This window comes from Saccharopolyspora sp. NPDC045941, from assembly GCF_056431445.1.
Window position 1 is genome coordinate 17,623 of sequence record NZ_JBWKKU010000040.1, and the last position, 23,373, is coordinate 40,995.

General features: G+C 70.9%; 26 protein-coding genes. 11 read left to right on the forward strand and 15 right to left on the reverse strand.

The window, feature by feature from the left end:
- The first annotated feature begins 6 nt into the window (after nt 1-6).
- Nucleotides 7-606, forward strand: a complete 600-nt coding sequence (locus tag AC07FN_RS28425) for an HAD family hydrolase (protein ID WP_478398367.1) — start codon at nt 7-9, stop codon at nt 604-606.
- Nucleotides 607-663: 57 nt separating this feature from the next.
- Here the strand turns inward: AC07FN_RS28425 and AC07FN_RS28430 are convergent, their stop codons facing one another.
- From AC07FN_RS28430 to purD, 5 genes are all read right to left on the reverse strand, one after another.
- Nucleotides 664-828, reverse strand: a complete 165-nt coding sequence (locus AC07FN_RS28430; protein ID WP_358580785.1) for a hypothetical protein — start codon at nt 826-828, stop codon at nt 664-666.
- 253 nt (nt 829-1,081) lie between these two features.
- On the reverse strand, nt 1,082-2,254 hold the full coding sequence (locus tag AC07FN_RS28435) for a pyridoxal phosphate-dependent aminotransferase (protein WP_478398368.1): 1,173 nt from the start codon (nt 2,252-2,254) through the stop codon (nt 1,082-1,084).
- 62 nt (nt 2,255-2,316) lie between these two features.
- Nucleotides 2,317-2,640: a hypothetical protein gene (locus tag AC07FN_RS28440; protein ID WP_478398431.1), complete on the reverse strand. Its 324-nt coding sequence runs from the start codon at nt 2,638-2,640 to the stop codon at nt 2,317-2,319.
- Nucleotides 2,641-2,739: 99 nt separating this feature from the next.
- On the reverse strand, nt 2,740-3,285 hold the full coding sequence (locus AC07FN_RS28445) for a hypothetical protein (RefSeq protein WP_478398369.1): 546 nt from the start codon (nt 3,283-3,285) through the stop codon (nt 2,740-2,742).
- Between the two features lie 183 nt (nt 3,286-3,468).
- Nucleotides 3,469-4,731, reverse strand: coding sequence for a phosphoribosylamine--glycine ligase (purD, locus tag AC07FN_RS28450; RefSeq protein ID WP_478398370.1), 1,263 nt, complete (start codon nt 4,729-4,731; stop codon nt 3,469-3,471).
- Nucleotides 4,732-4,953: 222 nt separating this feature from the next.
- Between purD and AC07FN_RS28455 the strand changes: the two genes are divergently transcribed.
- Together AC07FN_RS28455 and AC07FN_RS28460 are read left to right on the forward strand one after the other, a co-directional pair.
- Nucleotides 4,954-6,063, forward strand: coding sequence for a glycerophosphodiester phosphodiesterase (locus tag AC07FN_RS28455; protein WP_478398371.1), 1,110 nt, complete (start codon nt 4,954-4,956; stop codon nt 6,061-6,063).
- A 165-nt stretch (nt 6,064-6,228) separates the two neighbouring features.
- The gene (locus AC07FN_RS28460; RefSeq protein ID WP_478398372.1) at nt 6,229-7,842 is read left to right on the forward strand and encodes a Na+/H+ antiporter; all 1,614 of its coding nucleotides are present in this window, start codon (nt 6,229-6,231) and stop codon (nt 7,840-7,842) included.
- Between the two features lie 315 nt (nt 7,843-8,157).
- Here the strand turns inward: AC07FN_RS28460 and AC07FN_RS28465 are convergent, their stop codons facing one another.
- Nucleotides 8,158-9,444 (reverse strand): adenylosuccinate synthase, encoded by a 1,287-nt coding sequence (locus tag AC07FN_RS28465; RefSeq protein ID WP_478398373.1) that lies wholly within the window; start codon nt 9,442-9,444, stop codon nt 8,158-8,160.
- A gap of 103 nt (nt 9,445-9,547) precedes the next feature.
- On the opposite strand from AC07FN_RS28465, the gene AC07FN_RS28470 reads away from it, so the two are divergent.
- From AC07FN_RS28470 to AC07FN_RS28480, 3 genes are all read left to right on the forward strand, one after another.
- Nucleotides 9,548-10,249, forward strand: coding sequence for a hypothetical protein (locus AC07FN_RS28470; RefSeq protein ID WP_478398374.1), 702 nt, complete (start codon nt 9,548-9,550; stop codon nt 10,247-10,249).
- A gap of 247 nt (nt 10,250-10,496) precedes the next feature.
- Nucleotides 10,497-11,135 (forward strand): HNH endonuclease family protein, encoded by a 639-nt coding sequence (locus AC07FN_RS28475; protein ID WP_478398375.1) that lies wholly within the window; start codon nt 10,497-10,499, stop codon nt 11,133-11,135.
- 116 nt (nt 11,136-11,251) lie between these two features.
- A complete protein-coding gene (locus tag AC07FN_RS28480) occupies nt 11,252-11,542 on the forward strand; it encodes a hypothetical protein (protein WP_452615160.1) in 291 nt (96 codons plus the stop codon).
- Nucleotides 11,543-11,545: 3 nt separating this feature from the next.
- Here the strand turns inward: AC07FN_RS28480 and AC07FN_RS28485 are convergent, their stop codons facing one another.
- From AC07FN_RS28485 to AC07FN_RS28500, 4 genes are all read right to left on the reverse strand, one after another.
- Entirely contained in the window at nt 11,546-12,649 is a 1,104-nt protein-coding gene (locus AC07FN_RS28485; protein ID WP_478398376.1) for an FUSC family protein, read from the reverse strand.
- A 92-nt stretch (nt 12,650-12,741) separates the two neighbouring features.
- Nucleotides 12,742-13,152: a DUF3151 domain-containing protein gene (locus AC07FN_RS28490; RefSeq protein WP_132482068.1), complete on the reverse strand. Its 411-nt coding sequence runs from the start codon at nt 13,150-13,152 to the stop codon at nt 12,742-12,744.
- A gap of 368 nt (nt 13,153-13,520) precedes the next feature.
- Nucleotides 13,521-14,555: a class II fructose-bisphosphate aldolase gene (fbaA, locus tag AC07FN_RS28495; RefSeq protein WP_478398377.1), complete on the reverse strand. Its 1,035-nt coding sequence runs from the start codon at nt 14,553-14,555 to the stop codon at nt 13,521-13,523.
- Nucleotides 14,556-14,800: 245 nt separating this feature from the next.
- Nucleotides 14,801-15,079 carry a YciI family protein gene (locus AC07FN_RS28500; protein WP_478398378.1) on the reverse strand — a complete coding sequence of 93 codons (279 nt, stop codon included), beginning with the start codon at nt 15,077-15,079 and terminating at the stop codon, nt 14,801-14,803.
- Nucleotides 15,080-15,172: 93 nt separating this feature from the next.
- Between AC07FN_RS28500 and AC07FN_RS28505 the strand changes: the two genes are divergently transcribed.
- The 5 genes from AC07FN_RS28505 to AC07FN_RS28525 all read left to right on the forward strand — a co-directional run bounded on the left by AC07FN_RS28505 (nt 15,173) and on the right by AC07FN_RS28525 (nt 19,177).
- Entirely contained in the window at nt 15,173-15,745 is a 573-nt protein-coding gene (locus AC07FN_RS28505; protein ID WP_452615157.1) for a SigE family RNA polymerase sigma factor, read from the forward strand.
- Nucleotides 15,746-15,832: 87 nt separating this feature from the next.
- Nucleotides 15,833-16,756 (forward strand): ROK family protein, encoded by a 924-nt coding sequence (locus AC07FN_RS28510; protein WP_452615156.1) that lies wholly within the window; start codon nt 15,833-15,835, stop codon nt 16,754-16,756.
- Nucleotides 16,753-17,901 carry an N-acetylglucosamine-6-phosphate deacetylase gene (gene nagA, locus AC07FN_RS28515; RefSeq protein WP_478398379.1) on the forward strand — a complete coding sequence of 383 codons (1,149 nt, stop codon included), beginning with the start codon at nt 16,753-16,755 and terminating at the stop codon, nt 17,899-17,901. Before AC07FN_RS28510 ends, nagA begins: the two co-directional genes overlap by 4 nt.
- Before the next feature lie 280 nt (nt 17,902-18,181).
- A complete protein-coding gene (locus tag AC07FN_RS28520) occupies nt 18,182-18,385 on the forward strand; it encodes a hypothetical protein (protein WP_478398380.1) in 204 nt (67 codons plus the stop codon).
- A gap of 102 nt (nt 18,386-18,487) precedes the next feature.
- Nucleotides 18,488-19,177, forward strand: a complete 690-nt coding sequence (locus AC07FN_RS28525; RefSeq protein ID WP_478398381.1) for a DedA family protein — start codon at nt 18,488-18,490, stop codon at nt 19,175-19,177.
- Nucleotides 19,178-19,239: 62 nt separating this feature from the next.
- Here the strand turns inward: AC07FN_RS28525 and AC07FN_RS28530 are convergent, their stop codons facing one another.
- The 5 genes from AC07FN_RS28530 to AC07FN_RS28550 form a co-directional block, all read right to left on the reverse strand.
- Nucleotides 19,240-19,923, reverse strand: coding sequence for a DUF899 domain-containing protein (locus tag AC07FN_RS28530; RefSeq protein ID WP_478398382.1), 684 nt, complete (start codon nt 19,921-19,923; stop codon nt 19,240-19,242).
- A gap of 76 nt (nt 19,924-19,999) precedes the next feature.
- A complete protein-coding gene (locus AC07FN_RS28535) occupies nt 20,000-20,644 on the reverse strand; it encodes a TrmH family RNA methyltransferase (protein WP_478398383.1) in 645 nt (214 codons plus the stop codon).
- Nucleotides 20,641-21,189, reverse strand: coding sequence for an orotate phosphoribosyltransferase (pyrE, locus tag AC07FN_RS28540; RefSeq protein WP_358580738.1), 549 nt, complete (start codon nt 21,187-21,189; stop codon nt 20,641-20,643). The genes AC07FN_RS28535 and pyrE overlap by 4 nt, the downstream gene beginning before the upstream one ends.
- A 110-nt stretch (nt 21,190-21,299) precedes the next feature.
- On the reverse strand, nt 21,300-22,073 hold the full coding sequence (locus tag AC07FN_RS28545; RefSeq protein WP_478398384.1) for an SDR family NAD(P)-dependent oxidoreductase: 774 nt from the start codon (nt 22,071-22,073) through the stop codon (nt 21,300-21,302).
- Nucleotides 22,074-22,431: 358 nt separating this feature from the next.
- Nucleotides 22,432-23,160: a hypothetical protein gene (locus AC07FN_RS28550; protein WP_478398385.1), complete on the reverse strand. Its 729-nt coding sequence runs from the start codon at nt 23,158-23,160 to the stop codon at nt 22,432-22,434.
- Nucleotides 23,161-23,373 lie beyond the last annotated feature (213 nt).

Sequence of the window (23,373 nt, forward strand, 5' to 3'; positions counted from 1 at the left end):
GGGTTCGTGGTGCGTTGGATCGTGTTCGACTACGGCGAGGTGATCAGCCGGCGCACGGCTGCGCTGCCCGACATCGCGGCGCTGCTCGGGGTCGATCCGCCAGAGTTCGAACGGGCCTACTTCGCCGAGCGCCTCGCCTACGACTGGGGTCTGTCCGATGTGGAGTACTGGCGGGCGGTCGCGGCGCGGCTGGGCAAGGACGTCGACCCCGAGCTGTCCGCGCGGCTGACCCGCGCCGACGTCGGCGGCTGGCTGGTGACCGCGCCGGAAACCCTGCAGCTGCTGGAAGATCTGCACCGGCAGGGCGTCACGATGGCGGTGCTGTCCAACGCGCCGTCGTCGTTCGGGCGCGCGGCGGAGCAGGAGAGCTGGGCGAGGCTGTTCAAGCACCTGATCTTCTCGGGCGACCTGCGCCTGGCGAAGCCGGACGCGGCGATCTACCGGGTGCTGCTCGAAACGCTCGACGCGCCGGCCGCGGAGTGCCTGTTCTTCGACGACCGGCAGGAGAACGTCGACGGCGCCCGCGAAGCGGGCCTCCACGCGGAGCGCTGGCAGGGCGCGGACGTGGCCCGCACAACCCTCCGGGCCCACGGCATCCTGCCCTGAACGGGCGAAGGGCGCCTTCGTCCAGATCGAAGGCGCCCTCGCTCCCCACCGAGTGGTTCAGGATTTGATCTGCTTGCGGTCGCGGGCCCAGCCGATCGCGGCGGTGGCGACGAACAGCACGCCGCCGATGACGGCGAGCCAGAACAGCCCCTTGATGACGAAGCCCGCCACCGAGATCACCAGCCACAGCAGCAGCAGTCCGCCGATCACTTTCCACAACATCGCACGCACCTCAGCTCGACCGTGCCGTTCCCCGTCCTGCCTCCAGCGTGCCAGATCATCGGCCCGAATCGGCCCGCCGAAGCCGATACCGGGGAAAACTCAGGGGTTCCCGGAGACCGCCGGACCCCCTGCCGGGTCACGACGCCGCAATTTCCATTGAAATTGGACCTTCGATTTCAATGGAAATTGCGGCCCTCCGGACCGGGGTGGCCCTCCGGACCGGGGGGGTGGCCGGCCCGGGCCGGGGGGGTGGTCAGCTGGGGAGCCAGCGGGCCAGGCGGTCCAGGGATTCGGCGATGTCCTCGGTGCTGCCCGCGAAGGACAGCCGCACGAAGCGGTTGCCGAGCACCGGGTCGAAGTCGACGCCCGGCACCACCGCCACCCCGGTCTCGTCCAGCAGCCGCCGGCAGAACCCCGTCGTGTCGTCGGTGAGGTGCCCGATGTCCGCCCAGGCGTAGAACGCGCCGTCGGCCGGGGCGACGCGGGTGATGCCGAGCTCGCCGAGGCCGCTCAGCAGCAGCTCGCGGTTCGTGCGGTAGCGCTCGACGTGCGCGTCGACCTCGGCGTAGGCGTCCGGGGAGAACGCCGCGACCGCGCCGTGCTGGGACAGCGCGGGCGGGCAGAGCGTGAAGTTCCCGGTCAGCGAGTCGACCGCGCGGCGCAGCCGCGGCGGCACCAGCATCCAGCCCAGCCGCCAGCCGGTCATCGACCAGAACTTGGAGAACGAGTTCACCACGATCGCCTCGCGGGAGAACTCCCAGGCCGAGTGCAGCGGGTCCCCGTAGCTGAGGCCGTGGTAGATCTCGTCGCTGATCAGCTGCACGCCGTTGGTCCCGCACCACCGCGCCAGCCCGGCCAGCTCGTCGCGGGAGAGCACCGTGCCGGTCGGGTTCGCCGGACTCGCCACGATCAGCCCGTTGATCGGCTCGTCGAGCGCGTCCAGCATCTCCACGGTCGGCTGGAAGCGGGTCGTCTCGTCGCACGGCAGCTCGACGACCTCGCAGCCCAGCGCCGCCAGGATGTTCCGGTAGGCCGGGTAGCCGGGGCGGGCCAGCGCGACGCGGTCCCCGGCGTCGAAGGCGCTGAGGAACGCGAGCAGGAAGGCGCCGGAGGCGCCGGTGGTCACCACGACGTCGTCGGCCTGCACCACGAGCCCGTAGGCGCGGTCGTAGTGCCCGGCGATCGATTCGCGCAGCTCGGGGAGGCCGAGCTGCTCGGTGTAGCCGAGCGCGTGGTGGTGCAGGGCCTGCGCGGCGGCGTCGCGCACGGCCTTCGGCGCGGGCGTGGCGGGCTGGCCGGCGGCCAGCGAGACCACGTCGCCCTTCGTCCGCTGCCGCGCGGCAGCCGCCGACAGGACCTCCATGACCTGGAACGGCTCAACGGCCGCCCGCGCGGCGACCCGAAGTGCAGTGGCGCTATCGAACATGCCAACAGCCTGCCAGGCGCCTGGTCGATGCAGAACACCTGGCCACCACTCGCCGGCACGTCTCAGACGCCGCGTTCCTGCAGGTATGGGGCGCAGGAACTCAGTAGCCCTGGTAGCCACCGCCGCCGGCCATGGACTTCAGGCCCGGATGCCCCTCGAAGCCGCCGTAGCGGTCGAAGGTGTAGCGAACTGTCCACCGGGTTGTAGATGTCGTTGTCAACCTGCCGGCCGAGAGTCTGCGTGAACGGCTGCTCGCCCGCCTTCGGCAACGAGGAGAGTGCGCCGGTCAGCCCCGCCCCCGCACCGCGCAACTTGCCCAGAGCGGCTCCAAGCTTCGCGTCCGCGTCGTCGATCTTGCCCTCGGCGTCCTGGGCGTACTCCTTCATGGCCCGGGTGATGGCGTTCGCGCCGACGCGCAGAACCCGTGCGATCGAGCATGCGCTCAGCGAGCCAGGCCGCGTCCGACCTAGACCTGGTAGCCCTGTTCAGCGTGGCGAGTGCGGATCAACGCACTCCGCCTGGACGAGTTCATAACGATCGTGGGACAGCACGATCAGGCTCTTCGGCCCCGGCTCCGCCGGCCCCCTGGGGTCTGCGATGACGCCTTCCAACTCTGCTGGAATTGCCTCCGGGCTACCGTCGTAGAACGACACGATCTGGTCGTTGTCGACGTCCAACGGCGCTTGCGCAACAGTCCCCTGGCTGTAGAACCGATAACGCAGCGAAAGCCTGGTGCATTCGGATTCGATTTGCTGCGCGTTGGTGAACTTCGACGCCATCGGCACATCTGGAATCGCATACTCGGTCACCGTGACGTCGGAGAATCCGTCCGCACCCGTACCCGGCACCGGCGGCCAAGAGCAGGAACCGAACTTTTTCTCGACGACACCAGGCGCGATCTCTCGATCACGGACGTACGGCGCGGCGTACTTATGCTGGCATTTCTGCACGTGCTCGGCTGGGCTACTCGGTTCCGCCAACTGAGCGACCGCCACCACAGCACTGATGGCCGCGACCAGCAAACCGGCCAACCCGATCACCGCGTTGGAACGGTCACGTTTCGGCTTTTCAGCTCGGGCGGCACGATTCCATCCGGCGACCTTAGGCCGACGTCTTACCCCCCGGTCCCCTTGCACGACCAGAAGTTTCGCAACGCAGCGAACGTAGCGGGACCGCCATCCGGACTCGAGCCAATAGCCCTGTCGGCTAACGGTTTACGCGCCTGGGATGGCGATCTCGCCCTCGACCGCGCGGAGCGCGATGTCGGTGCGGTAGTGCGAGCCGGGCAGGTGCACGCCGGCGACCCGGCGGTACGCCGCCTCGCGGGCCGACGCCAGGTCGTCACCGGTGGCCACGACCGACAGCACGCGGCCGCCGGCGGACACCACCGCGCCGTCCTCGCGGCGCCGGGTGCCGGAGTGCAGGATGCCCTGCGCGTCGCCGCCCTGGATCACGTCGTCGACGCGCGGCCGCCCGGGGTAGCCCTCGGCGGCGATCACGACGGTCACCGCGGCGCCGGGCTCCCACTCCAGCGGCGGTTGCTCGGCGAGCTCACCGCGCGCGACGGCGTTGAACAACGACGCCAGCGGGGTGTGCAGCAACGACAGCACGGCCTGGGTCTCGGGGTCGCCGAAGCGGCAGTTGAACTCGATCACCTGCGGGCCGCTGGAGGTCAGCGCCAGCCCCGCGTACAGCAGTCCGGAGAACGGCGTGCCGCGGTTCGCCAGCTCGTCGACCGTGGGCTGCACGATGGTGCGCACCACGTTCTCCACCAGGTCGTCCGGCGCCCACGGCAGCGGCGTGTAGGCGCCCATGCCGCCGGTGTTCGGGCCAGCATCGCCGTCGCCGACGCGCTTGAAGTCCTGCGCGGGCAGCAGCGGGACCACCGTCGTGCCGTCGACCAGGCAGAACAGCGAGGCCTCGGGGCCGTCCAGGAACGACTCCAACAGCACCGGGTGCCCACCGTCGAGCAGCTTGAGCGCGTGTGCGCGCGCCGCGTCGAAGTCGCCGGTCACCAGCACGCCCTTGCCGGCGGCCAGGCCGTCGTCCTTGACCACCCAGGTGGGGCCGAAGTGGGCCAGCGCGGCGTCCAGCTTCGCCGGGTTGTCGACCACTTCGCTGTGCGCGGTCGGCACCCCGGCCGCGAGCATGACGTCCTTGGCGAACGCCTTCGAACCCTCGATGCGCGCGGCCGCCTTCGACGGGCCGAAGCAGGCGATGCCCGCCGCCCGGACGGCGTCGGACGCGCCCGCGACCAGCGGCGTCTCGGGGCCGAACACGACGAGGTCGGCCTTCCACTTGGTGGCCAGCTCGGCCACTTCGGCCGGCTTCGCGACGTCGACGCCGTAGGTCTCGGCGAGCGCAGCGGTGCCGGCGTTGCCCGGCGCGCAGGCCAGCGCGGTCACGGACGGGTCGCGGGACAGCGCCAGCACGATCGCGTGTTCCCGGCCACCGCCACCGATCACGAGGATTCGCACAAGCCGTGAGCGTAGAGCGTGTGGCACGCCACGTCGGCGGTGCCCCCGCCCTTTTTGGCGCGAATGCCTCGCCGGGGGTAGCTCATCCGGTCGATCCCGGTAGTTCACCCGGCCGTTGTCGCGGGGTTGCCCGGTCTTGCGCGAATGGTCGATTGCGGCGGTCAGTGTTTTGCCCGAATGTGCAGCGTTGATCGACATGCTGCGCGAGACACAGGAGGGCACATGACCATCCGGGTACGCCTGACGGCGCTGTCCGTCGCGGGCGCAGCGGCGCTTGGGCTGATCACCGCGCCCGCCATCGCCGCACCGAGCCGGCCGCAGGACACCGACCAGGTGGCGGTCTTCGGGCACCGCGGCGCCTCCGGGTACCGGCCGGAGCACACGCTGGCCTCCTACGAGCTGGCCGCCCGGATGGGCGCCGACTACATCGAGCCCGACCTGGTGTCCACAAAGGACGGCGTGCTGGTCGCGCGGCACGAGAACGAGATCGGCGGCACCACCGACGTCGCCGAGCACCCCGAGTTCGCCGGCCGCAAGACCACCAAGGTCATCGACGGCAGCTCGATCACCGGCTGGTTCACCGAGGACTTCACCCTCGCGGAGCTCAAGACGCTGCGCGCCGAGGAGCGCATCCCGGACGTCCGGCCGAACAACACGATCTACGACGGCCGCTACGAGGTGCCGACGTTCCAGGAGGTCCTGGACCTGCGCGCCCGGCTGTCCCGGGAGCTCCGCCGCGACATCGGCGTCGCCCCGGAGACCAAGCACCCCAGCTACTTCGCCAAGCTCGGCCTGGCGCTGGAGCCCGGCGTCGTCGAGGCGCTGACCCGCGACGGCCTGAACCGGCCGGACGCCAAGGTCGCCGTGCAGTCCTTCGAGGTGGCCAACCTCAAGGAGCTCGACCGGTCGCTGCGGGTGCAGCTCGTGCAGCTGATCAGCAACTCCGGCGCGCCGCAGGACTTCGTCGAGGCCGGCGACCCGCGCACCTACGCCGACCTGGTCAAGCCGGCGGGCCTGCGGGAGATCGCGGCCTACGCCGACGTGATCGGCCCGGACACCAAGGTGATCCTGCCGGTGAACGCCGACGGCTTCCTCACCGCGCCGACCACCGTCGTCGCGGACGCCCACGCGGCCGGCCTCGAGGTGGTGCCCTACACGGTCCGTGCGGAGAACAAATTCCTGCCCGCGGACTTCCGCTCCTCGGCCGACCCGGCCGCCTTCGGCGACGCCTTCGGCTTCTTCCGGGCGCTGTTCGAGCAGGACATCGACGGCATCTTCAGCGACCACCCGGACATCGCGGTCGCCGCCCGCGACGAGTTCGCCGGCCGCTGACGGCCGCTCCGCACGCCCTCGGGGGACCGCAGTTTCAATTGAAACTGCGGTCCCCCTGGTTTCAGGGCCAGTTTCAATTGAAACTGCCGTCGGCACCGCCGCGAGCCGCCGGCCGCGCCGGGCCATTCGGCCGCCTAACCTGTCCATGATGGACGGAGGTGCCCGGTGGCCCAACTGCTGCTCGTGCTGATCGGCGCACTGCTGGTCACCGCGGTCGCGCGCAGCCGCGAGATCGCCGCCCCGCTGCTGCTGGTCCTGGTCGGCCTGGTCGTCTCGCTGATCCCCGGCACCGCGCGGCTGGAGATCGATCCGGAGCTGCTGCTGACCGTGGTGCTCCCGCCGCTGCTGTACGCCGCCGCACTGGAGAGCTCCTACACGAACTTCCGGGCCCGGATCATGCCGATCGTGCACCACGGCGTGCTGCAGGTCGTCGCCACGTCCTTCCTGGTCGGCTGGCTGGCCTTCACGCTGATCCCGGAACTGCCGCTGAAATCGGCGATCGTGCTCGGCGCGGTCATCGCGCCGCCGGACGCGGTCACCGCCGCAGCGATCGGCCGCCAGCTGAAGCTGCCGCGCGGCATGATGACGGTCCTCGGCGGCGAAAGCCTGATCAACGACGCGGCGGCGCTGACCATCTACCGGATGGCGATCGCCGCGGTCGTCGGCACCACGCCGACCCTGGCGCAGGGCGCGCTGGTGTTCGTGCTGGCCGTGGTGGTCGGCGTCGGCCTCGGGCTGGTGTTCGGGATGCTCGCGCAGGTCGCCCGGACCCACGTGCCGGACGTGCAGGTGGCGACCGTGCTGGGCGTGCTCGTGCCGTTCATCGCCTACCTCACCGCCGAGCAGCTGCAGGGCTCCGGCGTGCTCGCGGTGGTCACCGCCGGGCTGTACGTCGGCCACAACCAGCCGCGGGCGCGGGCCGCCGGACGCCTGCAGGAGCACACCGTCTGGGCGTCGATCAACCTGCTGCTGGAAAGCCTGGTGTTCGCCTACATCGGGCTGCAGCTGCAGACCGTCATCACCACCATCGTCACCGCCGGGCGCAACCTCGGCATGGTGTTCGCGTCCGCGCTGATCATCCTGGCCGCGACGATCGCGGTGCGGATCCTGTGGATGTTCGGCTCCAACTACCTGCCGGGCCTGGCGCACCTGCTGGCCACCAGCACCAAGCGCGGCGTCCGGTGGCGGCGCACCGCCGTGCTGTCGTGGGCCGGGATGCGTGGCGTGGTCACGCTCGCGGCCGCGGGCGCGATTCCGCACACCACCAGCACCGGCGAGCCCTTCCCGGCGCGCGGGCTGATCCAGTTCATCGCGTTCGTGATCGCGGTCGGCACCATCCTGCTGCAGGGCACCACGCTGCCGTGGCTGATCCGGAAGCTCGGCATCGCCGACCCGGAGGAGGCCGCGCGCGACGACCAGGCGGAGGCGGAGGCGCGGGTGACCGCGACCAACGCCGCCCTGCGCTACCTGGAGGGGCTCACGCCCGAGGACCTGCACACCAGCCCGGAGCACTTCGACCGGATGATCAGCCGGATGAAGGGCCTGGTGGAGCACCAGGGGATGGCCGCGGCGGAGCAGGTCGGGCGCACGCCCGACGAACGGGCGGACACGGCGAGCAAGGCGTTCTCCGACCTGCGCCGCGACCTGATCGAGGTGCAGCGGTCGGCGATGGCCGACGAGCGGGACGCGGGCAACGTCGACGACGAGGTGCTGCGCCGCGTCCTGCGCGAACTGGACCTCCAGGAAGCCGCCATCGACAGCTCCTGGCGCAACCGCTGACCCGGGTTCCCGCAATTTCAATGGAAATCGGAGGTCCGATTTCCATTGAGCCTTTTTCATCCTGGCCGGCCCGCAGCTGCGGGTCGCAAAGCTGCACGTCGACGAGGTGCCGCATGCGCCGCAGGCGCATAACCCACCTACGACACTCGCACCGCCGCGGGTTCTCAGAGGCTTCCTGGCGAGGACGGCCCCTCCGCCGTGTATTGGACATACATCAGGAGGGGCACCCACAGTCCAGGGAGCCTCTGAGGTTCCGCTACCCGCACCGCCACTCAAAACGAGGTTGGAAAAACCTCATTGAAATTGCGGTTCAACTCACGCCATCGTGTGACGGACGATGGTCTGGTCACGGCCGGGGCCGACGCCGACCGCCGAGATCCGCGCCCCCGCCAGCTCCTCGATCCGCGCGATGTAGGCCTGCGCGTTCGCCGGCAGGTCCTCGAAGCTGCGCGCCCCGCTGATGTCCTCCCACCAGCCCGGCATCTCCTCGTACACCGGCACCGCGTGGTGCACGCCGGTCTGCGTCATCGGCATTTCCTCGACCCGCTCGCCGTCCACGTCGTAGGCCACGCAGATCGGGATCGTCTCCAGCCCGGACAGCACGTCCAGCTTGGTGAGGAAGTAGTCGGTGATCCCGTTGACCCGGGTCGCGTAGCGCGCGATCACCGCGTCGAACCAGCCGGTGCGCCGCGAGCGGCCGGTGGTCACGCCGAACTCGCCGCCCTGCTTGCGCAGGTTCTCGCCCGCCTCGTCGGTCAGCTCCGTCGGGAACGGGCCGGCGCCGACGCGGGTGGTGTAGGCCTTCAGGATGCCGATCACCGCGTTGATCTTCGTCGGGCCGATGCCGGATCCGGCGCTGGCGCCGCCCGCGGTCGGGTTCGACGAGGTGACGAACGGGTAGGTGCCGTGGTCGACGTCCAGCAGGGTGCCCTGCGAGCCCTCCAGCAGCACCGTCTCGCCGCGGTCCAGCGCCTTGTTGATCAGCAGCTTGGTGTCGGCGATCCGGCTCGCGAACTGCTCGCCCTGGGACATCACGGTGTCCACGACCTCGTCGACGTCCAGGGCGCGGCGGTTGTAGACCTTGACCAGGATCTGGTTCTTGATGTCCAGCGCGGCCTCGACCTTCTGCCGCAGGATCTTCTCGTCCAGCAGGTCCTGCACCCGAACGCCCACCCGGGCGATCTTGTCCTGGTAGCAGGGCCCGATGCCGCGACCGGTGGTGCCGATCTGCTTCTTCCCCAGGTACCGCTCGGTGACCCGGTCGATGGCCACGTGGTACGGCATGATCAGGTGCGCGTCGGCGGAGACCAGCAGCCGCGAGGTGTCGACGCCGCGGCCCTCCAGCCCGGCCAGCTCCTCCAGCAGGACGCCCGGATCGACGACGACGCCGTTGCCGATCACGTTGGTCACGCCGGGGGTGAGGATCCCCGACGGGATGAGGTGCAGGGCGAAGTCCTGCCCGTCCGGCAGCACCACGGTGTGACCCGCGTTGTTGCCGCCCTGGTAGCGAACGACCCACTGCGCCTGCTCGCCGAGCAGGTCGGTCGCCTTACCCTTGCCTTCGTCGCCCCACTGGGCGCCGATCAGCACGATCGCCGGCATGTGAAACTCCAACCTGGACTGGGTGGTCGCCAGCGTGACCGCACGCTTCGCCCGCTCCCACCACGGGGTATGCCGGTCGATCAGGGTAAACCAGGAGCGAAACGTGAGTACCACCGCATTGTCCTGCGGAAACGTCGAGCGCGCAGCGCGCCCGTCCGGTGACGGTGTGCAATGGTTCGACGTCCCGGCGGCACCGGCCCGCGCCGACCTGGACCCGCTGCTCGCCGACGCCCGGGAACGGCTGGTGGTGCACGGCACCGACATCGACTTCGCGTCGGTGGTGCTGCGCCTGCTGCGCAAGAGCCGGCTGGCCGACCTGGTCGTCGGCTACGTCCCGGTCGCCGACTCGCCGGCCGCCCGGCTGTGGGGACTCCGCCCCGGCGACTTCGACCGCGCGCTGACCGCCGCGCCGCGACCGGCGGCGCTGATCCGGGACGACTCGGGCGGCGTGCTGCTCGGCGAGGGCTCGATCGAGCCGATCACCGGGCAGGTGTACTGCGACGACGAGCAGGTGCTCAACGGCGCCGCGACCAGCATCACGATCTCGCCGGACCCGGAGGCCGCGCCGTTGCCGGAGCCGACCTCCGATCCGATGAACGCCATGCTCGACCCGGCCGCCGACGGCATCCTCGTCACCACCGTCCGCCGCGGCCTCCTGCGCAGCCGGCGCACCGTCGCGCGGGGGCGCGCGGTGCAGGCGTCGTTCCGGTCGGCGACGGTGCACCACGACGGCGTCGCCCACCCGCGCCCGATGGAGAAGTGGGTCTGGTACCGGCACACCGAGGACCTGCGACTGGCGCGCTGACCGCCCGGGCGGATCCCGACCGAAATACACCCATTCCAGACAAAAGAGATTCCCGTTCTTGCCTGGAATCGGGCGTCCTCGACGCGCCGCGCCATCTCCGCTCGGTGCGAAATTCACCAGTAAGTGCCACGATCGGTGGCGATTTCACGCCAAGTCACCCGTTCGCCACTCTCCGGCATTGTCCCGGCCAACTGCGTGGGCAATGGTCAGCACGGACATCGGCGAGACGCCCATGCGGAGGGAAGCCATGACAGGCCACCGATCGTTGCGCGCCACCCTGACCGCCCTACCCCTGGCTGGAATCCTCGGCCTCGCGCTGGCCGTGCCCGCCGGCGCCGAGCCGCCCGGCATCCCGGATCCCGCGACGGCGAAGTCCGAGCTGTCGAAGCTGACCGTCGCCCCGGAGGGTTCGATGGACGGCTACAGCCGGGAGAAGTTCCCTCACTGGATCGAGGGCCCGGACAACTGCAACACCCGCGAGGCGGTGCTCAAGCGCGACGGCAAGGACGTCCAGACCGGCTCGGACTGCTACCCGACCTCCGGCAGCTGGCTCAGCCCGTACGACGGCGATACCTGGACCCAGCCGTCCGATTTGGACATCGACCACGTCGTGCCGCTGGCCGCCGCGTGGCGTTCCGGCGCGGCGGAGTGGACCCAGGACCAGCGCCAGGCGTTCGCCAACGACCTGGAGGGCCCGCAGCTGATCGCGGTCACCGACAACGTCAACCAGGCGAAGGGTGACCAGACGCCGGACGAGTGGATGCCGCCGCTGGCCGGCTACCACTGCACGTACGCGTCGATGTGGGTCGGCACCAAGAACAAGTACGGCCTGACCGTCACCGACGCGGAGAAGTCGGCGCTGCAGAAGGCCCTCGACGGCTGCTGATCCGCCCGCGGTGCCCCGTGCGGAAGCGGGGCACCGCCGGTTTCGCGTGAAACCGGCCGCCGACCGCGCCGCTCCCGGCGGGACATACTGGGACAGCTCGTGAGGAGGGCCGTTCCATGTCAGACCACGCAGAGCCGGATCGCTCGACCGCACCGGAACCTGCGGTGCGGCGCTCCGAGGTGACCGCGCCGCCGGGCGGGGTGATGACCGATGAGGTCGGGGTCATCACCGGCGACCTGGAGCTGGCCACCGAATGCGCCGACGGCGACGTCACGGTGTGGATCCGCTACGCGGGCGCAGCGGAGTGGTACCGGCTCTCGGCGGCCGACTGCCACCTCCACGACCCGCGCGATCACGAGGCCCTGCACAACGCCCTGATCGCGGTCCTGAACCGCCCCGCGGGCTGACGCTCAGCCGGTCTTCTCCTCCGGGTGCAGGGGCGGCAGGGCGGCGATCGCCTCGGTCCGGCTGAGGCCGGTGGCCTGCAGGAGGTCCACCGCGATCGAGCGGACCTGCAGCACCACCACCTGCATCGAGAAGTCCCCCTCGCCGAGGAGTTCCACTGTGGACTTCTTGGCGACGGATCTGGCCGCCGCGCGGGTCTGCAGCGGATCGACGCCGCTGGCCAGCTCGTCGCGCAGCAGCACCACGGCGCCCGCCAGCTCCTCCAGGAGCCCCGGCAGCGGGCGCGGCACCGGTTCGCCGTCCCGCAACGCAGCGAGCGCCCGGCGCGCGAGCACGCGCGTGTTGCGCAGCGCGCGGTCGATCGGCGTCGCCGCGGTCTCGTAGCGCTCCAGGTCACCGCGCCGCCGCCACCGGATGGGCGCGAACCGGGCGATCTCCTGCCCGGCCTCCAGCGCCGCGCGGAGCTCCTCCACGTCCTGCTGGCTCTTGCGCGCCTTCGCCAGCACGTCGGCGGCGAGCTCGATGTCCTGCCGCGCCACCGCGTTCCCGACGCCGCGGAGCGCGTCGGCGAGGGCGCCGAGCACGAGCCGCCCGTTGCGGTGCGCCACGGCGAGCGGGTTGGCGGGCAGCAGCGCGGCGACGATGAAGCCGACCAGCCCGCCGATCGCGGCGTCGAGCATCCGCGTCAGCCCGCCGGCGGTGGCCGGCGGCAGCAGCGTCGCCACCAGCACCGACGACGACGCGGCCTGCAGCACGATCACGACGCCGCTGTCCAGCAGCACGGCGGTGCTCATGGCCAGCGCGACGACCAGCGCGATCTGCCAGCTCCCCGTGCCGATGAACGAGATCAGGATGTCGCCGACCCCGACGCCGATGCTGACGCCGACGACGAGTTCCAGGGCGCGCCGCATCCGCTGGCCCAGCGAGACGCCGAGCGAGATGACCGCGGCGATCGGCGCGAAGAACGGCGCCGGGTGGCCGAACAGGTGGCGGGCCAGGAACCACGCGAGACCGGCCGCGATCGCGCACTGCGCGATGGGAACTCCGGTGCGCATGAGGCGGCGCAAGCGGCGGACGAGTTCCTCGCGCAGTCGGTGCACGCTCCACATTGTCCGACAGATCGCGGCGCAATCCGAGTGCCGCCGCAGTGATCCTCGCTCGATCTGCGCGACCGGGCGCGAGGCCCGGTCGCGCACGCGGCTCAGGCCAGGCCGGTCGCGTCCAGGGAAGCCGGGTCGCTGTCGGCGAGCAGCTGGCGGCAGCGGTCGAACTCGTCGGCCTCGCCGATCGCCCTCGCGGCCTTCGCCAGCGCCGCGATCGAGCGGAGCACGCCCTGGTTCGGGGCGTGCCGCCACGGCACCGGGCCGAAGCCCTTCCAGCCGGCCTTGCGCAGCGCGTCCAGGCCGCGGTGGTAGCCGGTGCGGGCGTAGGCGTAGGCGGCGATGTGCTCGTCGGCGTCGAGCGCGGCCTCCGCGAGCGCGGCCCACGCGGCGCTGAAGGTGGGGTGGTGCGCGGCGACCTCGGCCGGGTCGGTGCCGGCGGCCAGCTCGCCCTGCGCGGCCTCGTTCTCCGGCAGCAGGGTCTCCGGCGGTTCCAACAGGTTCCTCGTCATGCCCCAATCCTTCCAGGTACGACGACGGCCCGTCCGCCACCAGGCGAACGGGCCGTTCGTTCTCAACACCGCGGGCAACGGCAGCGACCGGGCAGCCCTGACCGCTGGACGTCAGGCAAGCGGCGCAGCGGCTTCCAGCGGTAAACCGCCACCGCGACGCTCAACGCCGCATGTGCCGAAGTCGCCGCAAGCGCCGGAGGCGCTTAGCCCACCTGAGCAACCGGCACCGCCGCGGGTTCTGAGAAGCCTTCTCGCGAGGACAGCCCCGACGCCTCGTATTGGACATACTCAAGTCGGGGATCCCGGAGTCGAGAAGGCTTCTCAGGTTCCGCTACTGGCTCCGCCACGCAAGGTGAGTCTGGAAAACCTCAACCCGCCAGCATGCGGCCCGCGGACTTGAGGTTCTCGCAGGCGTGGGCGACGCGGGCCGCCATCGCCTGCTCGGCGACCTTCAGGTAGCTGCGCGGGTCGTAGGTCTTCTTGTTGCCGACCTCGCCGTCGATCTTCAGCACGCCGTCGTAGTTCTTGAACATGTGGTCCGCGATGGGCCGGGTGAAGGCGTACTGGGTGTCGGTGTCGATGTTCATCTTCACCACGCCGTAGGAGACCGCCTCGTGGATCTCCTCCAGCAGCGAGCCGGAGCCGCCGTGGAAGACCAGGTCGAACGGCTTCGAGCCGGCCGGCAGGCCGAGCTTCTCCGTCACCACGTCCTGACCCTGCTTGAGGATCTCCGGGCGCAGCTTGACGTTGCCCGGCTTGTAGACGCCGTGCACGTTGCCGAACGTGGCGGCCAGCAGGTAGCGGCCCTTCTCGCCGCTGCCGAGGGCGTCCACGGTCTTCTCGTAGTCGCCGGGCGCGGTGTAGAGCTTCTCGTTGATGTCGTTGGCGACGCCGTCCTCCTCGCCGCCGACGACGCCGACCTCCAGCTCCAGGATGATCTTGGCCTTGGCGGCGGCGGCCAGCAGCTCCTGGGCGATCTCCAGGTTCTCGTCCAGGTCGATGGCCGAGCCGTCCCACATGTGCGACTGGAACAGCGGGTTCTCGCCGCGGTCGACCCGCTCCTGGCTGATCTGGATCAGCGGCCGGACGAAGCCGTCCAGCTTGTCCTTCGGGCAGTGGTCGGTGTGCAGCGCGATGTTCACCGGGTACTTCGCGGCCACCACGTGCGCGAACTCGGCCAGCGCCGTCGCGCCGGTGACCATGTCCTTGACCTTGGTGCCGGAGGCGAACTCGGCGCCACCGGTCGAGAACTGGATGATGCCGTCACTCTCGGCCTCGGCGAACCCGCGCAGCGCCGCGTTGAGCGTCTCCGACGAGGTCACGTTGATGGCCGGGTAGGCGAATTCGCCCGCCTTCGCCCGGTCCAGCATCTCCGCGTAGACCTCGGGGGTCGCGATGGGCATCGGTCGTCCTCCTCGGGGGGTGGAGTTTGGTCTTGGTGACGGGAAGTCGCGCAGCATCCTACGAGCTCATGCCCGTTGTCAGCGGGCCCGTTCGGCCCGGTGCCACACTTTCGCGTCACAGTGCCCCAGACGGGGCCGTCTTGGAAAGCCGGTGACAGGATTCAGAACGGGACGAATCCTGTGGACATCCTCACACGCTGCAGGTTCGGCGGCCAGGGAGCCCGCCGATTCGATCTTGGTGGCGGCTAGGCCCAGGCGCCGGTGAGTAGGTTCCACTCGCGGACGGTGGTCTTGGCGATCACGCCGGCCTCCGTGTAGGGGTCCGCGGCGAGGACCCCGCCGAGCTCGTCGGCGTCGGCGGCCTCGTAGATCAGCTGGGCGCCGAGGTTGTCGGTGAACGGGCCGCCGGCCAGCAGCACGCCGCGCTCGGCGAGTTCGCGGCAGTACTCCCGGTGCGCGGGCCGCACCTCGAGGCGGCGCTCCTCGTCCTCGCCGTACACCAGCTCGACCACGAACTTGGCCATGTTCCCGACACCTCCGCTGCAGATCACCGATCGATATCGACGCTACCCGGTCGTGTTATACGCGCCAGTGGCCAGCCGGTAGGTTGTTCGATCATGGCCGGTGATTCGCACAGCACCGCACGGAGCGTGGAGCAGACCCTCGGACACCTGCGCGCGCTGGACAGCGCGGCGGTGGACACCACGGCGCAACCGCTGACCCTGGAAGACCTGTACCGCCAGCAGCGCATGCGGATGGTGCGGCTGGCGATCCTGCTGGTCGACGACCCGGCGACGGCCGAGGACGTGGTGCAGGAGGCGTTCACCGGGCTGTACCGGAACTGGTCCGGGCTGCGCGACGCGCGCGCCGCGATCGGGTACCTGCGCACCGCGGTCGTCAACGGCAGCCGCTCGGTGCTGCGGCGCCGCAAGACGGCCCGCGAGTACCAGCCGCCGCACCAGGCCGACGCCCGTTCCGCCGAATCGCTGGCGATGTTGACGGCCGAGCACCAGGCGGTGGTGGAGTCGCTGGGCAAGCTGCCGCGACGGCAGCGCGAGGTGCTGGTGCTGCGGTACTACGGGAACCTCACGGAAGCGGAGATCGCCGAGGCCACGGGCGTTTCGAAGGGCACCGTGAAGTCGACCGCGAGCCGCGGCCTGGAGGCCCTGCAGAAGCTGATGGGCAACTGATCGACGGGGAAGTCCGCGAAATCCCAGTCGAACGACACACCAGTTTGGTGTAGACCACTGGGTGGCTGGTAGCGGAGGATCGTCGGCGTGACCGCACACGCCATCGCCGTAGACGTCGGCGGTACCGACATGAAGGCCGCTCTGGTGGCCGTCGGCCGCGATACCGCTCGGCAGTTGCGCCATGCGCGCCGCCCGACCCCGCGCGGCTCGGACGGCGAAGCGACCGCCGACCTCGTGGTCGAAGCCGTGGCCGAGCTGGTGTCCGAGTTGCGCTCCGGCGCGGACTCGGTGGACGCCGTCGGCGTCGTGATGCCCGGTGTGGTCGACGAGGCTCGCGGTGTCGGAGTGTTCTCCGCGAACCTCGGTTGGCGGGACGTGCCGCTGCGCGACCGGCTCGCCGCCCGCATCGACCTGCCACTGGCCTTCGGCCACGACGTCCGCGCCGGTGGGCTCGCCGAGGCGCGCCTGGGCGCCGCCCGCGGCATGCGCGACGTGGTCGTGCTGCCGATCGGCACCGGGATCGCCGCAGCGCTGGTGCTCGACGGCCGGCTCTACTCCGGCGGCGGCTTCGCCGGCGAGATCGGGCACATCGACGTCGGGCACGGCGAGCCGTGCGGCTGCGGGAGCAGCGGCTGCGTCGAGGCCGTGGCGTCGTCGGCCGCGGTCGCCCGCCGCTACCGGGCGCGGACGGGACGGGACGTCTCGGGCGCCGACGTCGCCGCCGCGGTGCGGACCGGCGATCCGGACGCCCAGGCGGTTTGGCAGGACGCGATCGATGCACTGGCCAGGGGGTTGCTGGTGCTCATCACGGTCGCAGCGCCCGAGTGCGTCGTGCTCGGCGGCGGGTTCGCGCAGGCCGGCGATTTGCTCGTCGACCCGCTGCGCGCCCGGTTGGACGGCATGCTGGCGGCATACCACCGCCGCCCCCACCTCAAATTGGCCGAGCTCGGTGACACCGCGGGCTGCCTCGGTGCAGCGCTGCTGGCGACGGAAGGGTTGAAAACAACGTGAACACTCCCGAACTGATCCTCGCCGGTGGACAGGTCGTCACCGCCGACGGAGTGCTGGACCGCGGTTGGGTCCGGGTCTCCGGCGGCCAGATCGCCGCGGTCGGCAGCGGCCCCGCGCCGGACGGCCCCGCCGTCGACCTGGCCGGCCGGTGGCTGGTGCCCGGCTTCGTGGACATCCACTGCCACGGCGGTGGCGGCGGCTCCTTCACCGGCATCGAGCTCGACCAGTCGCACGCCGCGATCAACACCCACCGCGCGCACGGCACGACGACGATGCTGGCCAGCCTCGTGTCGGCGCCGCTGCCCGACCTCGCCAAGCAGATCAGCGCGCTCAGCGAGCTGGTCGTCGACGGCGCGCTGGCGGGCATCCACCTGGAGGGGCCGTTCCTGTCGGCGGCGCGCTGCGGCGCGCACGACCCGGCGATCCTCCGCCCGCCGGAGGCCGCCGCCGTCCAGCAGCTGCTGGACGCGGGGCGGGGCGCGGTCCGGATGATCACGCTGGCGCCGGAGCTGCCGGAGTCGTTGAGCGCCATCCGGCGGCTGGTCGACCAGGGCGTGATCGCCGCCGTCGGGCACACCGACGCCGTGCTGGACCAGGTGGTGCCCGCGGTGGAGGCGGGCGCGACGGTCGCCACGCACCTGTTCAACGCGATGCGCCCGCTGCACCACCGGGAACCGGGCCCGATCGGCGTCCTGCTGGAGGACGAGCGGGTGACCGTCGAGCTCATCTGCGACCTGGTGCACCTGCACCCGGCGGTGGTCAAGCTGGCCGCCTCGCACGCGGGCAGCGGGCGGACCGTGCTGGTCACCGACGCGATCAGCGCGACCGAAGCGGGCGACGGCACCTACGAGCTGGGCAAGCTGCCGGTCACGGTGACCGACGGCGAGCCGCGGCTCGCGGACGGCTCGCTGGCGGGCAGCACGCTGACGATGGACGTGGCGTTCCGGAACCTGGTCCGCAGCTGCGGCCTGACGGTGTCGGCGGCGGTGGCGGCGTCGTCGACGAAGCCGGCGCAGCTGCTCGGCCTCGGCGACCGGATCGGCGAGATCCGCCAGGGTCTCGCGGCGGACCTGGTCGTGCTGAACGCCGACCTGGAGCTGGACGCGGTGATGAAGGACGGAACCTGGGTGACCGAACCGAGCTGAGCACCGCGCCGAGGGGTCGGTCCGCAATTTCAATGGAAATCGAAGGTCCGATTTCCATTGAAATTGCGGAAGTTGCCCACATCCCCCGGCGTGTCGTTGTCGGACACGCCGGAGAACCGCAACTTCCATTGAAATTGCGGCTGGTTCGCGAAGCCCCAGCTCCGCCGCACCGCCCATCTTCGTCGCAGCGGCCTGCTTCGCCGCAACGGCCTGCTCCGCCGCACCGCCCGGCTTCGTCGCAACGGCCTGCTCCGCCGGGCCCCTCGCTTACGCTCGGGGGGTGACCCGACCCGACCCAGCACACCTCCTGTCGGCGGCGCTGCGCGCCCAGGCCGGGGGCAGCCCCGGCACGGCTCCGCAGCCTCCGCCCGCTCCGCCGCGCAAGCGCCTCCCGGTGGCCGGCGTGCTGTTGTTCGCGCTGATCGTCGGGCTCCTGGCCGGAGCCATCGCCGGAGCACTCACGCTGTTCCCCCTGGCGATCTGAGCCGATACCCACTTCCGGGTGATCATGGGATTGCCCAGCGTGTTCGGCGGGCTTGCTCGCCCGGGGGTTGGCGCGGGGGCGGTCACGGTACCGTTGGCAAGCGTGACGACCGAATTGCCCGCGATTGTCGACGCCGCCGCGAACACTCCCGCGCTCGCCCTGCTGCCGGACTGGCTCGATCCGGAGCACATCATCCAGTCGATGGGGCCGTTCGCCCTGATCGGCGTGTGCCTGATCATCTTCGCCGAGTGCGGCCTGCTCATCGGGTTCTTCCTGCCCGGTGACTCACTGCTGTTCGTGACGGGCCTGTTCGTCGCCACCGGCGCGATCGACACCCCGATCTGGCTGGTGTGCGTGCTGCTAGCGGTGTGCGCGTTCGTGGGCAACGTGACCGGGTACTGGATCGGCCGCAAGGTCGGGCCGTCGATGTTCAGCAAGCCCGACTCGAAGCTGTTCAAGAAGGAGCACGTGGACAAGACCCACGGGTTCTTCGAGAAGTACGGGGCGCGCGCGATCATCCTGGCCCGGTTCGTGCCGATCGTGCGGACCTTCATCACCGCCGTCGCGGGCGTCGCGCAGATGGACCAGAAGAAGTTCTTCAGCTACTCCGCGATCGGCGGCATCGCGTGGACCGTCAGCATGACGGTGCTCGGCTTCTTCCTCGGCAACATCCCGTGGATCAGGAACAACCTCGAAGCGATGGCCGTCCTGATCGTGCTGGTCTCGGTCGTCCCGATCATCATCGAGTACCTGAAGAGCCGCCGCGAGAAGGCCCGCGGCGCCGCGAGCTGACCAGTCGCCACCTTCGCGCGGATCCGGGCTCCGGATCCGCGCGAACTGCTTTCCGGGCCGGATCAGGCCTCGCCGTAGCGCGCGGCGATGTCCTCGGAGCCGGCCCACCGGCTGTAGGTGGGCTCCTGCGGCCAGCCCTCGGGCGAGTCCTGCCACTCCTCCCGCCGCCCGTACGGCAGCAGGTCGATCAGCGCGAAGGTGTGGCTGAGCTGCTCGCAGCCGCGGCCGCTGGTGTGCCAGGTGCGGTAGATGGTGTCGCCGTCGCGCAGGAACACGTTCACGGCGAATCCCCCGCCGGCCGGTGCGCCGACGTCGGCGCCGAACGGGCTGTTCGCCGTGGAGTACCAGGTCATCTGGTTGCCGACGCGCCGCTTGTAGGCGAGCGCCTCGCCGATCGGGCCCTGGGTGACGATCACGAACCGGGCGTCGTAGTTGTGCAGGAATTCCAGTCGGGTGAACTGCGAGGTGAACCCGGTGCAGCCCGGGCACTGCCATTCCTTGCCGGCGAACCACATGTGGTTGTAGACGATCAGCTGCGACGCGCCGTCGAAGACGTCCGCCAGCCGGATCGGCCCCTCCTCGCCTTCGAGGGTGTAGTCGGGCATCTCGACCATCGGCATGCGGCGGCGCTGCGCGGCGATCGCGTCGAGCTCCCGGGTCGCGGCCTTCTCCCGGGCGCGCAGCTCGTCGAGCTCGCGCTGCCAGGTCTCGGCGTCGACGACGGGCGGTAGGGCGTTGCTGGTCATGGGTTCCCCCAACCGATCAGGTCTGTTCGCGGTACACCGGAACAGACTCCGCCCGGGCGGAGAACTCATCGGCTGATCACCAGGCGTCGGCGAGATCGGCGTGCTGCTCGATCCAGGTGTGCATCACGACGCCCGCCGCGACCCCGGCGTTGATCGAGCGGGTCGACCCGAACTGCGCGATCGACACCACCAGGTCCGCGCCGTGCCGCGAGTCCTCCCGCAGGCCGGGGCCCTCCTGGCCGAACAGCAGCACGCAGCGGCGGGGCAGCGCCGTCCGCTCGATCGGCACCGCGCCCGCGGTGTTGTCCACCGCCACCAGCGCCAGGTCGTGCTCGGTCGCGTAGCCGCGCAGCGACTCCAGGTCCGGGTGGTGGTGGATGTGCTGGTACCGGTCGGTGACCATCGCGCCGCGCCGGTTCCACCGCCGCCGGCCCACGATGTGCACGGCCTTCGCGGCGAAGGCGTTCGCGGTGCGCACCACCGTGCCGATGTTGTGGTCGTGCTGGAAGTTCTCGATGGCCACGTGGAAGTCGTGCCGCCGCAGGTCCAGGTCGGCGACGATCGCCTCGCGCCGCCAGTACCGGTAGTGGTCCACGACGTTGCGCCGGTCGCCGTGCTCCAGCAGCTCCGGGTCGTAGCGCTCGTCCGCCGGCCACGGGCCCGGCCAGGGCCCGACGCCGACGGTGGTGCCCCACTCGGTGGGACCGAGCTCCTCGCTCACGCCAACCCGAGATCGGCCAGGCTCAGCAGCGAGCGGTACGGCAGCCCGGCGGCCTCGATGGCCTCGCGCGCGCCGGTGTCGCGGTCGACCACGGTGGCTACGCCGACGATCTCGGCGTCGGCCGCGCGCAGCGCCTCGACGGCGGTGAGGACGCTGCCGCCGGTGGTGGAGGTGTCCTCGACGGCGAGCACCCGGCGCCCGGTGACGTCGGGGCCCTCGATCAGCCGCTGCATGCCGTGCGTCTTGCTGCTCTTGCGGACGACGAAGGAGTCCAGCCCGGGGCCTTCGGCGTGCATCATCGCGGTGGCGACGGGGTCCGCGCCGAGGGTGAGGCCGCCGACGGCGACGTAGTCCCAGTCGGCGGTGAGCTGGCGCAGCAGCGTGCCGATCAGCGGCGCCGCCTGGTGGTGCAGCGTCGCTCGGCGGAGATCGACGTAGTAGTCGGCTTCCTTGCCGGAGGAGAGGGTGACCCGACCGTGCACGACGGCGAGTTCCCGGACCAGGCGGGCGAGCTCGGTGCGCTGCTGTTCATCCACTTTGACCACGAGTTTTCAGCATACCGGCCGGGTTGCGGGCCACTTCCGCGACGTGTCCGTGAGCGTTTCGGGGCGCTGTCGCACCCCGAAGCGCTCACGGCCCGATGCCCTTCGAATGCTCAGGTGCGGCCCGGGACGGTGCGCTTCACGATCATCCGCTGGAGCTTCTGCGGCACCAGCCGGCCGATGGCGACCAGCGCCTTGTACTGCACGCCCGGCACCGACACGCTCTTGCCCTGGCGCAGGTCGGCCAGCGCCGCGTGCACCACCTGGTCGGCCTGCAGCCAGAACGCCCTGGGCAGGCGGCCCATCTCCAGCCCGGCCCGCTGGTGGAACTCAGTCTGGGTGAAGCCCGGGCACAGCGCCATGACCCGCACCCCGGTGCCGGTCAGCGACACCGACAGGCCCTCGGAGAAGGCGGTCACGTAGGCCTTGGTCGCCCCGTAGGTGGAGCCGGCGACCGGGAAGAAGCCGGCGACGCTGGACACGTTGATCACGTCGCCCTGGCCGCGCTCCCGCATCCCGCGCACGGCGGCATGGGTCAGCGCCAGCACCGCGGCGACGTTGACGTCCAGCTGCCGCTGCAGCTCGGCGGCGGTGGTGTCCCAGAACGCCCCGGCCGTGCCGAACCCGGCGTTGTTGACCAGCAGGTCGACCGGTCGGTCGGGGTCGGCGAGGCGCCGCTCGACCTCGGCGCGCTGCTCGGAGTCGGCGAGGTCCGCCGGGAGCACCTCGACCCGGACGCCGTGCCGGGCCTGCAGGCGATCGGCGAGTTCGGCGAGCCGTCCGGCGTCGCGGGCCACCAGGACCATGTCGTGGCCCTCGGCGGCGAGTCGGCGGGAGAAGGCGCGCCCGATGCCCGCGGTGGCGCCGGTGACGAGTGCGGTAGCCATGGCCCGAACCTACCGAAGAGTTCGCCCGCCGCGACCACCCGCCGGGATCCCCGCAATTTCCATTGAAATCGAACCTTCGATTTCACTGAGGTTTTCCAACCTCGTTCTGCGTGGCGGTGCGGGTGGCGGAACCTCAGAGGCTTCCTGGTCTGTGGGTGCCCTGACTTATGTATGTCCGATACACGGCGTCAGGGCCGTCCTCGCCAGGAAGCCTCTGAGAACCCGCGGCGGTGCGGGTGTCGTAGGTGGGTTATGCGCCTGCGGCGCATGCGACACCTCATCGACGTGTGGCTTTGCGATCCGCGGCTGCGGGCCGACCAGGATGAAAACGCTCAATGGAAATTGCGGACTTCCGGGGTCAGCGCGAGCGTTCCGACGGCTCCGGCTCGGCGTCGACGAGCTCGTCGTCCTCCACCGCGGCGTCCGCGCCGTCGCCCTCGTTCGGGTCGGTGTCGAAGGGGTCGATCAGGTCGGCGAGTTCGCCGAGGTCGCGCAGCAGCCGCTCCAGGCGCGCCGGGTCGGCGTCGTCGGGGTGCAGCGCCGCGAGCACCCAGTCGTTCTCCAGCCACACCACCGTGACGTCGTGGCCGATCTCCTCGGTGGCGTCCACCAGGTCCGGCGTCACCAGCGGCCGGGCCGCCGCCACCTCGGTGACGAACGCGTACCGCGAGCCGACCGGGCCGAGCAGGTCCAGCTCGGAGTCCTGCGGCACCGGGACGTCGGGCAGCCACAGCTCGATGGTGGCCGGGGCGGACCGGCGGCAGCGGATGGCGGCCAGCACCGCGGCCGCCTTGCCGTTGACGTCGAGGTCGAGGACGTACACCTGGCGCCGCCCGTCGGCGGTGAACGTGGACCCGGCCACCACGTCGGTGGCCGTCACGCCGCCGAACTGGGCCAGCACGCCGCGCTCCCACCTGGTCGGCAGGACCTGGTCCACCTCGGCGAACTGCCAGCCGCGCAGCGCGGCCCAACGGCGTCGCTCGCGGTTGTTCGACGCGCGCTGGGATCGGTCGGCGATCAGCAGCACGACGCCCGCACCGATGGCGACGACGGCGATGACGAACCAGAGCCACGCAGGTATGCCCACACAGCGCAGGGTAGTCCGATCATCGCCGAACACGAAGATCACCTGGGCATCCGGTGCGGAACCGCTCCATCGGCTGATATTGACCTGGGAAAACACGTCACGGGGAGGTGGGGGGGGGGGGGGGGGGGGGGGGGGCCCCCCCCCCCCCCCCACGACTGCGCGCTCCCCCCTTTCCCCCCCCCCGACCACCAGAGAGGTCGGGGGGGGGAAAAG

Excerpts from the sequence above, each read along its gene's own strand:
- AC07FN_RS28480 (WP_452615160.1), top strand. The coding sequence starts at position 11,252 with ATGTCAGACCACGCAGAGCCGGATCGCTCGACCGCACCGGAACCTGCG.
- AC07FN_RS28465 (WP_478398373.1), bottom strand. The coding sequence starts at position 9,444 with ATGCCGGCGATCGTGCTGATCGGCGCCCAGTGGGGCGACGAAGGCAAG.
- AC07FN_RS28530 (WP_478398382.1), bottom strand. The coding sequence starts at position 19,923 with ATGACCAGCAACGCCCTACCGCCCGTCGTCGACGCCGAGACCTGGCAG.
- AC07FN_RS28475 (WP_478398375.1), top strand. The coding sequence starts at position 10,497 with ATGACAGGCCACCGATCGTTGCGCGCCACCCTGACCGCCCTACCCCTG.
- fbaA (WP_478398377.1), bottom strand. The coding sequence starts at position 14,555 with ATGCCCATCGCGACCCCCGAGGTCTACGCGGAGATGCTGGACCGGGCG.
- AC07FN_RS28505 (WP_452615157.1), top strand. The coding sequence starts at position 15,173 with ATGGCCGGTGATTCGCACAGCACCGCACGGAGCGTGGAGCAGACCCTC.
- AC07FN_RS28485 (WP_478398376.1), bottom strand. The coding sequence starts at position 12,649 with ATGTGGAGCGTGCACCGACTGCGCGAGGAACTCGTCCGCCGCTTGCGC.
- AC07FN_RS28490 (WP_132482068.1), bottom strand. The coding sequence starts at position 13,152 with ATGACGAGGAACCTGTTGGAACCGCCGGAGACCCTGCTGCCGGAGAAC.
- AC07FN_RS28545 (WP_478398384.1), bottom strand. The coding sequence starts at position 22,073 with ATGGCTACCGCACTCGTCACCGGCGCCACCGCGGGCATCGGGCGCGCC.
- AC07FN_RS28430 (WP_358580785.1), bottom strand. The coding sequence starts at position 828 with ATGTTGTGGAAAGTGATCGGCGGACTGCTGCTGCTGTGGCTGGTGATC.
- AC07FN_RS28455 (WP_478398371.1), top strand. The coding sequence starts at position 4,954 with ATGACCATCCGGGTACGCCTGACGGCGCTGTCCGTCGCGGGCGCAGCG.
- AC07FN_RS28435 (WP_478398368.1), bottom strand. The coding sequence starts at position 2,254 with ATGTTCGATAGCGCCACTGCACTTCGGGTCGCCGCGCGGGCGGCCGTT.
- AC07FN_RS28500 (WP_478398378.1), bottom strand. The coding sequence starts at position 15,079 with ATGGCCAAGTTCGTGGTCGAGCTGGTGTACGGCGAGGACGAGGAGCGC.
- AC07FN_RS28440 (WP_478398431.1), bottom strand. The coding sequence starts at position 2,640 with ATGAAGGAGTACGCCCAGGACGCCGAGGGCAAGATCGACGACGCGGAC.